Genomic DNA, 14,303 nt, shown 5'->3' with positions numbered 1-14,303 from the left:
CCGTCTGAAATTCAGACGGCCTGAAATGAAACTGTAGCTTACATCATGCCGTAGATACCTTCCCCTGATGATGCAGAAATATTATCTGATGAAGTATGGCGGTTGGCTGTATGGATTATTTGCATTTCGTTAGCCAATACTTCGGTTACGTTACGCTCTATATGGTCTCTATCAGTATAGGAGCGTGTCCGCAATTTTCCGTACACCAAAATGCAGTCACCTTTTTTCATGTACTGACACACAATTTCCGCGTGGCGGCCATACAGTAAAACAGCGAACCATTCGACATGCTCTTTCAGTTCTCCCGTTTTTTTATCGGTCCATTTATCGGCGACGGCCACCGTGATTTTTGTGGTCGGCTTACCATCGGGCATGTAACGCAATTCAGGGTCTTTGGCCAGATTGCCCATTACTTCGATTTTATTGATATATGGCATTTTAAATCCTTTAAAAACCAAAGGCCGTCTAAAAATTTCAGACGGCCTTTGGTAGTATAGAAAAAAGTCTAGAAACGGTTTTGTACCTCTTGAATTTGAGAAATGGTTTGCAATGCCAGTATCAAGTCAAGTTTGGCATCTTCAGGAGAAACACAGGTATCCAGCGAATAGTCCGCTTCGTTTCTGGCATTTCTGAGTTTTTCCATTTGACGCCCGATAATTTTCAAGTCTTTTTCGTTTTGATGCTTGAAAAAATCAATAAGCTGCTTATGTACTGACACGCCCGTTGTATATGTAAATCCTAAACAATCAAAGGCGAGCTGCAATCCTGTATGATAAACACCGTAATATATCCGGCTAACAGCATTGCGGTTTCCTACTTCGCTTTCACCAAACATAGCTTGTGCGCTGTCCACAAAATCTTTAGGCTCAATCATAGTCACCCCCCTATTCCGTAACTCGGATTATAAGGGCGGCAGGAAATACTTAAATTAAGCAGACTCTCATCAACAGATTTTTCCATACCTACCAATAAACGGGATAAAGCTTCATCTGCTTCAGCTAGCCGATCTAGATTGGTTTCAAAGCAAAGCATTTTCAACTCTATGAAACTATCGTACTCAACCGAGTAACCGAAAGAATAACAAGGGATCTGTAAACCTTTTTCTGCAAGCAGTTTCTTAGCTGCCAAAACAGCATCGATCATGGCAGCTTGAGAAACTGAGGTTTCTTTCAACAGCAGATAAATTTTTTCCAATTCGTCTTGGGAACCTGGCTCCAACGATTCCATCCGTTTTAGACGCTCGATAACGGAACCGGCATCATCAACAAATCCATACATCATTCCTATTTGAGCCAAAGCTTTAAGATAGTAAGGATTATCTATACTTTTTGAAGAATCAAGCATCTGTTTGAGGTATTCCGTAGCTTCATCGAAAAAACCCATCCGGTTTAATCCGTTAATCCGAGGGAAATCCGCCATTGTTGGCTTTCCTGGAGCAGAAATGAAATTAAAATGTTTATCAAATTCCGTTTTCCTGCTACTGATAGCATCAAGCATCCCCAAGATCACGTACCCGACTGCGTTATTTGGAGTTGACAATAAAGACTTAGCATCTCGCTCTAAACCTGAAATCAGTAAATAAGATGGATCCGGCTTTTCCAATGCACGATAAAGCCGTTCCATTGCACTTGGAGCGATAGTAGCTGCAACAGCCATTTGAAACCTTTCTTAAATTTCCAGTAATTGTATAAGATTTTTCATCGGCTGACAAAATCACAGACGTCCGCTCATCGCATAGAATTTTTCGACCGGATCAAAGTACAATTCTGTCATACGTGTTTTTTCAAAATAACAAACCACATCAATAGTGGCACGCACAGTATTCAATATATAGGAATGATCCATTTTTTGACCTGCAGGGGATTCCATCGCCAATTGTGCAATACGGTAGTGAACAGAACGGGCATCATTGGCATGGACTGAAGTTAAACCACCAGGGTGTCCTGTGTTAAGAGCAGACAAGTAATCCCATGCCTCATCGCCGCGCAGCTCTGTTAAAAATATACGGTCAGGTTTCAACCGCATACAGGCAGCTACAATCATTTTTGCCGAAATGTGTTCTTTATAGAAAAGATGAGCATGATTAGGATGGTTAGGTAAGCTTAATTCGTGCGTATCTTCAATGGTAATCAAACGTTCGTTTTCGGGGATTAAATCAGCAAGAGCTTTAGTAAATGTTGTTTTACCGGATCCGGTACCACCAACCATGCAGATATTTAACTTACGGGCAATCGCAATCTTGAAAAACTCAACTAAATTACCGTTGGCTTTATGCTCTAACATCTGGTGCTGCCAGTCAGCCAATTTTACATCGTAAGGCAGTTTCATCTTATCGCAAACATCACGAATATAACGGTTGTCTATTTCAATTTCTGAGTTAACACGACGCTCAGGCACGCCGTGAGTAGATACGTCGTTAAAGTCTTTTAAACGACCTGTGTTGATATAGTCATTCAAACTGAAACGACTATTCGAAGGTTTACGGAATGCAAACACCATTGTTTCATCTTCACACGAAGGCGGCATCATAATATGCCCGCGTTCTCCATCAGGTAAGGTAACCGAATGAATAGGGTTTTTCGTGTTTAGTGCTTTGCCGTTAAATACGCAAAGCGTATTGCCTAGCTGTTTAAGATTATCCAAAGTAAGAATACTGCTTTCATAACGGGTAAAACCGCTGCTGTCTTCCGTAAACATTTCTCCACTGCGGTTAATTAAAACTTCAGTAACACCACTTTGGTTGAGTTTTTCCGTAATTCCCAATTTATCTAAAAGATTTCGGACGGTTACGTCCTTATTCAAATCGCTCATACTTTTTTCCCAAAGAAAGCCGCCCTGAAAACTAAACAGGGCGGCAGTTGGTTTAATCGGTAGGGACTATCTCGTAAACATGACTGAAATCAACATCGCGAGCAACGTAAACCATAATACGTTCTCCTTGATTTACATATCCAGTTGGAGGGATATTAATAGTGTTTTTCAATACCTCTGTTGCAAGATCCTGAGCCGATTCGGTAGTGGATTCAAAAGAAACATTTTCAGAGGAGTTTTTACTACGACGTCCATAAGCATTGATGATGTCATCAATCATACTGATCATGACTGCACCACCGATACGTTTCCAAAAGTGATTATTAACACGCGCAGGATGACCAGATCCTCCTAACGGATCAGCCCCCAAACTATCAATTCTGACGGTCACGCCATTGGGTGTTTCTATTGTAGTCCATGCGGCAAATACCCTAGCTTGGCCCTGCATCAAAGCTGATTGCTGTTCTCCGTGGATAATTGACCCTTTTTCAACCAAAAGTACTTTTCCGTTGGCCGAATATACATCATTAAGTACTTGGCATTTGGTGATACCCGGATAAGTAGTCACAATACGGGTTAACAAACCGCATTGAATGCCAGTGCTACGCCCAAGAAGATAATCCAAATTGCCACGTTGTTGAGCAACGGCGGGAGTAAATATCGATCCATTTAATCGGGCAGCCAACCCTTGTTGTTTGCTATTGTCTGTATCACTTTCAGAGGAACTACCTAAATAAGCTGAAGCTCCTCCTGCGCTAGCAACACTTTCTCCCCCTGTGACCGCACTATCTACATCATCGAACATCAACGGGCTGATCAGGCGCAAATCTGGTGGTGGTTCACTTACGGTTGGAGTAGCTGTTGTAGCTTGTGAAGAAATATCTGGCTGCGGTTCGGATACAATGTCAGATTCTGGTTCGGATGCAACTTCTTCCACAATTTCAACATCGGCAGCTGAGGAAAGACTATCTTTCTGGCTTTTACTGAAATCATGGCGAGTTCCACTTGTAGACGCTATTTGCGTCTGTTCGGTTTTAGGTTCTTTTTTAAACCACCCCGCACCATAACGCATTACACCTGCAGAAATAAGCCCAACGGAAAACAGGCCTAATACTAAAATAACAACCTTTTTCATGGTTGAAATTTTGCGGACACTTAAATCACGCGGAATGCCTCGTTCGGCCTCCGGTGTTTTAATCTGCCCGCTCAAATCTTGCACACGAAAATCTCCATCTTTCGGAGTTTCATTCAAGTGGCCGTTGTTAGTCTCAGAAGATGGTTCTATTGCATTTGTCCCATCTTCATTATTTTGATTAATACTGTTCGGATCCAAGTTCATTTACTTGCCCTCCTTTTTCATACGGACTGCTCCGGGAATAGTTGTTCCCCGATAGTTAAATTTACCCTTACTGTCATAGCTTCGGTTTTCTACACCCAGCACCTTTTTACCTAATCGCAAGTGATATAAAGCAGAAGTGCCGTGAATTACCAATGTATCATTTTCGATATGGCTGTTTATGGTGGACTCTGTGCCATCAGCGGACACATTAAACACTGTAGGCATTTCACGAGCATCATCAAACTTGAGGTAAGTAAATCGACCGTCATCCCACATTTCAGATGGTGAAAGGGCTTTAGAGCCAAATCCCCAATAATCAAAGTTACGAAAACCATAACTTTTCTCAGGATGAAGATCATTAAGAGTACGTGCTTCGCGACGTTTACGTTCTACTTTTTCCCTCTGCTGTCTTACTTCATCCGGATAGCGGAAGCGCAGAATATAGGTGGGTGGCCGATTTTTACCCGCCATCTGTAAATCGAATGCGTAAGTTCGTTTATTGGTGGTAATCAGTAAGTTTGTTTGAGGAGAAGCAATTTTGGGTTTAAAGAAAATATTGTTTCCGGATACGTTTAAGGCCCATGCACCGGTATTGCCAGCAGCCAAACCTTTACTATCGCCACTTAGGCGCTCATCATTAGCCAACTGTACCAACACAGCTCTGCCCACTTTGGATCGAATAACTACCACATTGTCTGGGTTGTAATTTATATACTGGATACGTTTGTCATATACCGTACCTTTAGGAATAGCTGCGGCCTGAACGGAGAGCGAAAAAAAACCGGCGACAATACCGGAAATTAAAAAAGTTTTATTTATCATTGTGAGTTCTCCACTTCCACTTGATAAGAATCAACAATAAATCCTGTTGGGTTATATTCCCGTTCTTCTTCATTCAACGGTGGATTAGCATAGTGATACGCAATTGTAGCGATTAAGTGTTGTGTTGCAGGGGCGTCTCCCGATGAGGGAGTGACGGGTAATGTTGTCTTAGTAAAGCGGACCTGTGCAGTTTCGCCGACAAATGAAATAGAATTAATATCTACTTTTACTCTATATTTATCAGCAAGAACTTTATCAGGCCCTACTTCATCTTGGAAAGGCTTCGTAAATTGAGCTTGCTCTTGTGGTCCACTCATCGCAATTACAGTATCGTAAGTGGTCTGAATCGTATACCAGTCATACCCTTCACGATTCTTCACATAACTACCTAAAAAGTGTTTATTTAACTCTTTATTATTGGATAAAGTTTTATGATCTAATGTAGTAATCACATTGGTTTTACCAGTGTTCATATCCACTAGCATAATGTAAGGTTCAACTCGTACAAGCGGCTGCATAGCTGCTACAGCAAAGACAGATGCTACTGTAATTAATCCAGCTGCACCGGCGACAACCCATGCTATTTTTTCACGTTTACGGATGTTGTCGTTTTCTGATTTTTCAAACTCTTTGGCTGCCTTAATAAAGTCGATACTTTCTTTATAAGGTGTTTTCGGCTTTTGCTCTTTTGTATTAGTTTTTCTAACTTTATCTTTTTTGCGGAATAATCCCATTTTAATTTCCTACCTGATAAGTGGGGTTAATCGGAAAAGGCTGACCGCTAGGCTTCTTTGGATTATGTGAGCAAGCAGTGGCCATCATCATTGCTATTAGTATTAATGTCAGTTTCTTCATTATGTAAATCTCCAAAAGAAAAAACGCTTCCATTTGGAAGCGTTTCAGCGTTTTATAAATATCAAAATTTTTCTTGGGAAACTTTGAATTTATTCAAATCCAGTTTTCCGCCTTCAGGTATAGCTGATGGGGTATCGAATTCAAACCGTTGTTTCTCTTTTGGTGAAAGAGTAATCTCACCACCTAAAGAGCCTTCACGGAATCCACCTTTATCGTAGATGGGGATAGAAAGATTCAATCTTACCAGTTTACTTGTTTTGTTGTATGCCTCACCGGTTAGGCGAAGCCCTTTACCATAACCGGTTCCATTAAAAGCGGATGTTTCTGATATTTGCATATTTTTTAAAGCATAAACGGCAGTTTGTTTATCAGAAATGGGCTTACTTGATGACCCAGATAAGCCCCCATTAATTTCTCCTAGAGTGCTATTTATCTGCGCTAAACCATCATTTAGAGCGGCACAACCGGTCAAACAAATTGAAATAGAAAACAGAAGAGATACTATCAACTTCTTATTGTTCATACTTACTACTCCTATATTAATTAATTTTGCATATCATCTAAAAATATAAAATCATGCCAATGTAAGAAAAGAGTAATTAAAAATATAATTACACATGGAATACTTCTAAAAAAAACATCTATGAAGTAGTCCGTTATTTGATAGTCAGAAAAAGGTTTATCAGGACCGACAAATTTCCATGCGCTATACACCCATAGGAAACTGAAGAATAATGCAATATATCTTCTGAATTTTGTGTTGAAAAATACCCCATAAACAAAAAAGAAAAATAGAAAAAATCCTGTAAATATAAATACTAATGAATCTTGACCGACGTACTCTGAAACAAATTTACTAGTTGCAACAAAATAAGCAAGAGTAGGAGGTACAACAAAAATTTCAAATAACAAAAAACCTGAATTACGGTCTACAACTTGAGCCTGTAAGACACCTTTCCTTATATCGTTATGATCCATTTTTCACCTCCTTCATTTATATTAGGATTTTTTTATACTTCCTCCACTACGATTTTTATTCCATACATTCTTCGCAGCGACTCCAGATTTTCTTGTACCGTGATCAATCTTAGCCAATCCTTTACGCGTTACATTGTAAATTGTTCGCATAGAGCCTTGTATAGCTCCCCCACCTGTCAGCGCAGATGCTATTTGAGGTATAAAGAAGCAAACAATAATAAAAAGAATAGTTATTAAAACTAATAACATAGCTAACGATGATGCTGCAGCAATATTATCTGCTCCCATTATATCAACATAATCTTTAATAAAAGTTAACATCATTGAGCCAAGCACCGAAAATAAGACAATAGTAAATAGATAATTTAAACACTGTCCAACCCAGTTCATGCTGTATTGGCGAGTAGCAGGAAATAAACCGAAACCGATAAACAACGGACCTATCATAAGAACCATTGCAAGAGAAATTTTTGATAGCAAATAGAAGGCAAATCCAACAGTTAGAAGAATTCCCATAAAAATTTCAATGCTGTAAATAACAAGAGTGTAATCGAACCTTGTGCCGACATCTAAAATATTAAGCCTGCTCTTTTGAAAAGCAAGTTCGTCTGTGACTGTATTTACATCATCCACAATTTTATCTAATGCACCACCAGAGTACTCCACACTTCCGAATGCTTTTGCCAAATCATCAGGTAAGACATAAATAAGATTAGCAAGTTCGTGGTAATGAGTAGCATTGAAGGCTAAAATGACTAAAAAACAACATACAATCATTCGCTTTACAAAGTCAACGAACATTTCATCAACACCACCTCCCTGCCAATATGAAAACATCACCATCAAAAGGTACAAACCAAACATCGTTGAAAAAACAGGTGCTATACTTGAAATAAAATTTCCAGCAGATTCAAACAAACTGGTGCCCATGTTCACGGTAACAAATTGTGTCATATCAACAAAAAATGTTGATTTTCCAGATGCGTCAGACATTTTTTTTCCTAAAAAACCCGCTGATTGTTTAAAACAGCGGGTTGGGTTTAGTTATTAAAAATTAAATAGAACCACATGCTTTCTGAGCAGAACGGCCTTTAGCTTTGATTTGACAGGCAATTATATTTTGTTGCTGAGCCGTTTGGATTTTTTCTTGCTGCTCGGCCATCTTCATAGTCATGTCCAACATGACTTGATTTGTTGCAATTCTTGACTGCTCAATCGAAATACGATTCTGTAAATCAGCTGCTGCTTTGGCATCTTGTGTCAGATTGATTTGTTGGGCCAACTTTTGAATCACATCAATACGTTTTTGAGTATCAAAAACTGCTTTTGAAGCCTGTTTATAACTGTTGATTAAAGCGTCAGTGGCATTGCTTTGCTTATAGCGATCTTTACCTATAATTGTTGATGTATCTAAATTTTTAATGTCGCCGTAAACGGCTTTCCACTCATCAGGCACATGGTCAAGGGCAGTATTTTTTGCAAACTCCCCTAAATTACGACTACCAGTCAAAGCTTTAACTTGGTTTTTAAGCTCTTGTAGTTGTTTGATCTGGTTTTGTATTTGCTCAGCCATTTGCACTCCTTGCTGAATGGCTTGGGCAACTGCCGCACCATCAAATACAGGGATACCACCGGCAATGGACATAGGCATCGAAACAGTCATTAATCCTGTAGATACCAAAACTGCAATAGCTTTTATTTTTAAATTGCGTAAGGTCATAAGATTTTCTCCTGTGGAAAAAACGCATAATACGGTAAATAAGAGTAAGGCCGTCTGAAATTAACAGACGGCCTTACATTGGTTTACTTATACAGCATGATGCTGCATATCTTGTTTCTCTTTTTCGGCTTTCGCCTCCTTCCTCATTTCATGAAACACTGGCAGCCATACATCAGGATGTTCACTAGCGCAAAGTTTAATTGCCTTGTGCATGATATGAACGTTTGCCGCATTGCCTGACAATACCGCGATTTCATCACTCATCCCCGAAAGGTTAAGTGTAGCGATCGAACTGCAAAGGTTCTGTTTAACCAAAAACTGTCTAGATTTCTCACCTAGTCGTTTTAGTTCGTAAAATTCTTTTTCTGTTAATCCAAGACGCTGGTAATTAGCTTCATACTCGGCAGATGGATTAGGCAAAAGAACTTTGGTAACTGTTTGCTCCACCACAGTATCAAAAATGGGCGAATTGATAGTATCCTTTGGGGATTGTGTTACAAGCACCAGGAAACCACCTAATTTACGATCCGTTTTCAATCCATCAACAATAAATTCTTGTGTGGTCGGGTATTTTGCTGGTAACCAGAACTCTTCAATTACGGTAGCCAAAATACCGCGATTTTTTGCTACTCGCTCTAGCATGATGTTTTTCATGTAAAACATACAAGCGAGAATAGGTTCCGTTGGTCGATAATCAGGTTTTAAAATATCCGTCAAATCAAATCCTACACGGTAAAACTCATCAGGATTGAACTGATTTTGAGGATTATCTAAGCACCACGCAAAACGACCCTTTCCGCACCAAACTTCGAGTCGAGTAAACAAGCTGTTGTCTTCAGTACTAGGGGCTATAGAATGTAACAACGCGCCCATACGCCGGTGTTTAAAATCCAAATTCATAACGGTATCTACCGCCATTTGAATCTGTTTCTGCTCTTCTGCTGTATTTTCCTTATTTTGCTGACGAACACACGAACCGACTAAATCGTATAAGAAATCACGCAATTTGGGTGAGTCGGGCCATTGGAATGGATTAAGACCAGTCGGAATTCCCGCATCAATAGGAAAATAAGTACCTCCAATGGCACGAATGAAGATCTCCATGCCTTTATCTTTATCCATCGCAAAAATATATGGATCAAAACGTTCGGCAAAACTTAATAAGGCAGTTTGGGCAGTTGTTTTACCTGTACCTGTTTTCCCCATTAATAGGGTATGACCGGCTGGATACTCTCCCTTTGTCACCGCTTCATTTGGATCTGTATAGTGGAAATTGAAGTCGTAAAGCGTATCACCTGCAGTTTTAAGAGGCATCACCGCTGATCCGTCGCCTAATGGATTGCCACGGCTTTTTCCATGTTCGTAATTAAACATGGGAAATGAAGCAGCAATATTGGTTGTAGCTTTAGGAAACGGTCTAGGTTTGGTATTTGCTCCTGGAAATTGGCTGAAAAAAGTAAATTCAGCCGAAAGTGATGCCCGAATAAAACGAAAACCGCCTGAACTTAAGAAGCGGGCGGCTACGGTTTGCCCGTTTGAGTAAGCTTTTTTGGGTGTATCCCCAAAAACGACTAAAGCACCGTGATATTCTCCAAACATTAAATCTCCGGCAGCCAAATGCCCTTTGGCTTCGAGTAACTCAAGGTGCTGGCTTTCAGCCATATCTCCTACTGATTCCAACTTATTTAGTTGGTCATCAATTTGCTTCATCATTTTGGCAGGACGGATATAAGTCAAGCTTTGAGTAAAAATGAATTCACATGGCAAGGCTAATGTATTAACCATGATTTTTGCTTTTGTCTGACCAAACTCTTTCAAATCATACAAAGTAGCATAACGTGTTTTGTCTGAACAGCGCATTTCCAAAAGTTCTGAGCCAAAGTGAAGGTCTGCCGAAGGAATGGTGCGATAAGCATTTGCTGTTCCCATAGGAATAGGTTCATAGGTACCGTTGGATAACATACCGATAAACTCATAAAACTCTGAGAACAATATTCCCGATTCGTTGTAGTAAGCTTTCAGTACATAGGGATCGTATCCTTGCAGGTACTCCATTAGTTTTTCAATCAACTCTTCAGCCTCTTCTACCGCATCATCCATATCTTCATATCGAAGGATAGCCGTTATGTAGTAGATATTTTCAAAATAATCCGTTTTTTTAAATTTATCCATATACTTATCCGCAAAATTGCGAGTGAAAGTAGTGCGAAAATCATAATGGCGGCCGAAGTCGATTTTTTTGTGATGATGAGTAAACCAAAGGCCAAGGCGGCTGCTTTTATCTTTTCCTAAAGCTGCTAATGTTTTATTCAAATTTAGATATTGAACAACAATACTTGAATCATCCACACCTTCAAAGTGTGTCCCTTCAAGGCGGATGGTAAAAGCAACCCGGTTATTTTCCATCAAAACAACGTTTTTACTAATGTGCTGTTTATAACGCGGTAGGCTATCTTCCTGTCCTCTCTGTTTTTTCAACACTTTGTTCAAATAATCGTTGATAATCATTTCTCTGTCTTCCGTATTTGCTGCCTAAAATCGTATTGGTTTTCCCAAACAGTCGATAATTACGGCGGCGTAATGCACTTAACGTGGACAAGCCTATAATACGCAAGGCCTGATCGTCTTGCTGCGTTTGCGTGTAAATAAAAGCCAAACAGGGCAAAGAAAAAAGCAAAACTAAAAATGCTTTCACTTTGAAGAAAGGTAGCAGAATCATCGCTACAACGAGTGGAATGGCCGTTACCATTACAACCGGAACCATTGGCATACCGGCAAAAGTCGCCGTTCGCTCAAGACCCCGGTATGCTGGTAACTCATCATCCACATCTATGATGTCGTTACTCATATATCCACCTCTTACGAACCATACAAAGACCACAAATAGGTTGCTAAAGTAGGAACGGCCGCCACAACAATAACCTTCAGGCAGGCCTCACCGAAGTCTCCCCAGCTACCTTTGTTTGCCCAAATCTGAACACCTTTAAAAAGCAAGAAGATGGTGGCACATACACCAATAAAGCCATAAATAGCCTTATCCCACTCCTTACCTTCGGCCGTTAATTTACTTAATCCACCGCCTGCCGCTTGTGCATCAATAGCAAACAACAAGCCGAACATCAAAACAGGAAGCATATACCAAAATTTATTTATACTATTTGATGGCAATGCTTTAGAAACTGATACTTGATTTGATTTAGTCATTTTATTTCCTTAAAAAAAAGCCGCTTAACGGCGGCAGGTACAAAAAAACCGGCTTTACGCCGGAACTCAATTACACATTGGTGTATTAAAATTCTTGAAAAACATCCCACTCAGCGAATTTTTTCGTAGTTACTTCAGACATTTTATGTTCATCAGACACAAGCCTATTTTTAACGACAGGTTTAACTTGATAAGATGCACGAATTGCCGTTGCATCAGATGAAGAAGGTGCGTAATTAGAGTTGCCACTTAACTGTGCATAACGTTTACGAACCAACCTGACGTAGTTTTGTGTTTCACGGTAAGGAGGTATTCCTTTGTATTTATCAACCGCCCCCTCACCCGCGTTATAGCCGGCAAGTATCAAGTCGAGATTTCCGTTATAGCGGTTACTTAAAAATTTCAAGTAGCGCGTACCAGCTATAATATTATGTTCAGGGCTATAAAGATGTTTTGGATTAACGCCCATTCTTGCTGCTGTGGGTGGTATAACTTGCATTAATCCTCGTGCATTTTTTTTTGATAGCGCATAACGGTTGCCTCCACTTTCACGGGCTATTACGGCCCACACCAAGTTTGCATCTAACCCTTGTGCAGCAGCATGCTTTTCAACAAGTGCTTTATATTGGGAATACGGAGCGGCACTAGCTACCGTTGAAGCGAAAAGCAATACATATAAATATTTTTTCATTTGATATATTTCCTAAGTAGAAAAAAAACGAAATATTAAACGTACCTTATGAAAAGGCAGGCTTAAGATTTCGTTTTTCGATTGTGACAAATTTGTGACAGTTTATATTTAAAATAAACTGTATATGACTGTAGTTGCAGGCTTCACTTATATTTAAAAACAATTAGTTATATTTTATATACCAAGACTCATAATCCCTTGGTCGTGGGTTCGATCCCCACCGGACCCACCAAAATTCAAAAAAGCAGGCATAGCAGTGAGCTATGCCTGCTTTTTCATTTGCTATTGTCTACTATCGGCACGATTCTCAATAAAAAACACCCCGAACCATTAATATTCGGGGTGCTTCTTTATCATTATAAAATCAAAAAAACGATTCTATGATTTTACTTTTTACTGTCCATTACAGTGAATAGTACATTTCAAATTCCAACGGATGCGGCGCCATACGGATACGTTTCACATCTTCTTCTTTGAAGGCAATGTAGCTGTTTACCCAATCTTGGCTGAACACACCGCCACGGGTCAGGAAGTCGTGATCGGCTTTCAATGCGGCCAACGCTTCTTCTAAAGAGGCACAAACGGTCGGTACCAAAGCATCTTCTTCCGGCGGCAGGTCATACAGGTTTTTATCGGCAGGATCACCCGGATGGATTTTGTTTTGAATACCGTCCAAGCCGGCCATCAACAAGGCGGCAAAACACAAGTAAGGGTTTGCCATCGGATCGGGGAAGCGCGCTTCAATACGGCGTGCTTTGCTGCTGTTCACAAACGGAATCCGAATAGAAGCCGAACGGTTTTTAGCAGAATAAGCCAATTTGGTCGGCGCTTCGAAATGCGGAACCAAACGTTTGTATGAGTTGGTTGACGGATTGGTAATGGCATTCAATGCACGGGCGTGTTTGATAATACCGCCGATGTAATAAAGCGCCATATCAGACAAACCGGCATAGCCGTCACCGGCAAACAGGTTTTGGCCGTCTTTCCAAATAGATTGGTGAACATGCATACCGCTACCATTGTCGCCCATCAGCGGTTTAGGCATAAAGGTCGCGGTTTTACCGAAGTTATGGGCAACATTTAAAACCACATATTTCAAATCTTGCGTCCAGTCGGCACGTTTCAGCAAAGTATTGAAACGGGTACCGATTTCCATTTGCGAACCGGTAGCCACTTCGCCATGATGCACCTCAACGGGAATGCCGATTTCTTCCAGTATGCTCGACATAGCAGAACGCAAATCCTGACCGGCATCAACAGGGGCAACCGGTGAATAACCTCCTTTAACCGTAGCACGGTGGCCGGTGTTTTGGCCGTCCAAATGTTTACCGCTGCTCCATGCACCGCTTTCGGAAGTAATGGCAAAACGTGCTTTATGCATATGGGTTTCAAATTCGATGCCGTCGAATACGAAAAACTCGGGTTCGGGGCCGAAAAATGCCGTATCGCCGATACCGGAAGATTTCAAATAAGCTTCGGCACGACGTGCGATAGAGCGCGGGTCTCTGTCGTATCCTTGGCCATTAGAAGGATCAATCACGTCACAGGTCATCACAACCGTAGCATCATCATAAAACGGATCGATATAGGCAGTAGATGCATCGGGGCGCAATTGCATATCGGAAGCCTGAATACCTTTCCAGCCGCCGATAGAAGAACCGTCAAAAGCTTGACCGTTTTCAAACCATTCTTCAGGGTCGTCCAAAACAACACGTGCCGGAATGGTGAAGTGATGCTGTTTACCTTTGGTATCGGTAAAGCGCAAATCAACAAAACGGATTTCGTTGTCTTCGATTAGTTTAACTACATTTTTTACAGACATTTTTTTCTCCTATATCAGAAATGTCAATTGAGAAATCAATAAGATTGGACGAGCCGGAATT

General features: G+C 40.5%; 16 protein-coding genes. All 16 read right to left on the bottom strand.

What is annotated here, in order from left to right; translation table 11 throughout:
- Positions 1 to 38: 38 nt before the first annotated feature.
- Positions 39 to 437, bottom strand: a complete 399-nt coding sequence (locus D0T92_RS03990; RefSeq protein WP_151050443.1) for a single-stranded DNA-binding protein — start codon at positions 435 to 437, stop codon at positions 39 to 41.
- Positions 438 to 505: 68 nt separating this feature from the next.
- Positions 506 to 874, bottom strand: coding sequence for a hypothetical protein (locus D0T92_RS03985; protein WP_151050441.1), 369 nt, complete (start codon positions 872 to 874; stop codon positions 506 to 508).
- 2 nt (positions 875 to 876) lie between these two features.
- On the bottom strand, positions 877 to 1,656 hold the full coding sequence (locus D0T92_RS03980) for a tetratricopeptide repeat protein (RefSeq protein WP_225315135.1): 780 nt from the start codon (positions 1,654 to 1,656) through the stop codon (positions 877 to 879).
- A gap of 57 nt (positions 1,657 to 1,713) precedes the next feature.
- Positions 1,714 to 2,811, bottom strand: coding sequence for an ATPase, T2SS/T4P/T4SS family (locus D0T92_RS03975; protein ID WP_151050439.1), 1,098 nt, complete (start codon positions 2,809 to 2,811; stop codon positions 1,714 to 1,716).
- Between the two features lie 52 nt (positions 2,812 to 2,863).
- Entirely contained in the window at positions 2,864 to 4,150 is a 1,287-nt protein-coding gene (gene virB10 / locus D0T92_RS03970; protein ID WP_151050437.1) for a type IV secretion system protein VirB10, read from the bottom strand.
- Positions 4,151 to 4,972 (bottom strand): TrbG/VirB9 family P-type conjugative transfer protein, encoded by an 822-nt coding sequence (locus D0T92_RS03965; RefSeq protein ID WP_151050435.1) that lies wholly within the window; start codon positions 4,970 to 4,972, stop codon positions 4,151 to 4,153.
- Positions 4,969 to 5,706 (bottom strand): virB8 family protein, encoded by a 738-nt coding sequence (locus D0T92_RS03960; protein WP_151050433.1) that lies wholly within the window; start codon positions 5,704 to 5,706, stop codon positions 4,969 to 4,971. Before D0T92_RS03960 ends, D0T92_RS03965 begins: the two co-directional genes overlap by 4 nt.
- A 182-nt stretch (positions 5,707 to 5,888) precedes the next feature.
- Positions 5,889 to 6,350 carry a DUF3568 family protein gene (locus D0T92_RS03955; RefSeq protein WP_151050431.1) on the bottom strand — a complete coding sequence of 154 codons (462 nt, stop codon included), beginning with the start codon at positions 6,348 to 6,350 and terminating at the stop codon, positions 5,889 to 5,891.
- 20 nt (positions 6,351 to 6,370) lie between these two features.
- Positions 6,371 to 6,805, bottom strand: a complete 435-nt coding sequence (locus D0T92_RS03950; protein ID WP_151050429.1) for a hypothetical protein — start codon at positions 6,803 to 6,805, stop codon at positions 6,371 to 6,373.
- Positions 6,806 to 6,826: 21 nt separating this feature from the next.
- Positions 6,827 to 7,798: a type IV secretion system protein gene (locus D0T92_RS03945; RefSeq protein ID WP_151050427.1), complete on the bottom strand. Its 972-nt coding sequence runs from the start codon at positions 7,796 to 7,798 to the stop codon at positions 6,827 to 6,829.
- A 61-nt stretch (positions 7,799 to 7,859) separates the two neighbouring features.
- Positions 7,860 to 8,525 (bottom strand): type IV secretion system protein, encoded by a 666-nt coding sequence (locus D0T92_RS03940; protein WP_151050425.1) that lies wholly within the window; start codon positions 8,523 to 8,525, stop codon positions 7,860 to 7,862.
- A gap of 87 nt (positions 8,526 to 8,612) precedes the next feature.
- The gene (locus D0T92_RS03935) at positions 8,613 to 11,033 is read right to left on the bottom strand and encodes a VirB4 family type IV secretion/conjugal transfer ATPase (protein WP_151050423.1); all 2,421 of its coding nucleotides are present in this window, start codon (positions 11,031 to 11,033) and stop codon (positions 8,613 to 8,615) included.
- Entirely contained in the window at positions 10,975 to 11,373 is a 399-nt protein-coding gene (locus D0T92_RS03930; RefSeq protein ID WP_151050421.1) for a VirB3 family type IV secretion system protein, read from the bottom strand. Before D0T92_RS03930 ends, D0T92_RS03935 begins: the two co-directional genes overlap by 59 nt.
- Before the next feature lie 11 nt (positions 11,374 to 11,384).
- Complete coding sequence (locus tag D0T92_RS03925; RefSeq protein WP_151050419.1) at positions 11,385 to 11,729, bottom strand: hypothetical protein; 345 nt, start codon at positions 11,727 to 11,729, stop codon at positions 11,385 to 11,387.
- A gap of 85 nt (positions 11,730 to 11,814) precedes the next feature.
- Positions 11,815 to 12,420: a lytic transglycosylase domain-containing protein gene (locus D0T92_RS03920; RefSeq protein WP_151050417.1), complete on the bottom strand. Its 606-nt coding sequence runs from the start codon at positions 12,418 to 12,420 to the stop codon at positions 11,815 to 11,817.
- A 403-nt stretch (positions 12,421 to 12,823) separates the two neighbouring features.
- Entirely contained in the window at positions 12,824 to 14,242 is a 1,419-nt protein-coding gene (gene glnA / locus D0T92_RS03915; protein WP_151050415.1) for a type I glutamate--ammonia ligase, read from the bottom strand.
- Positions 14,243 to 14,303 lie beyond the last annotated feature (61 nt).

This window comes from Neisseria zalophi, from assembly GCF_008807015.1.
Classification (GTDB): domain Bacteria; phylum Pseudomonadota; class Gammaproteobacteria; order Burkholderiales; family Neisseriaceae; genus Neisseria; species Neisseria zalophi.
Note: the sequence above shows the minus strand (reverse complement) of the source record. Positions and strands in the feature narration are given on the sequence as shown.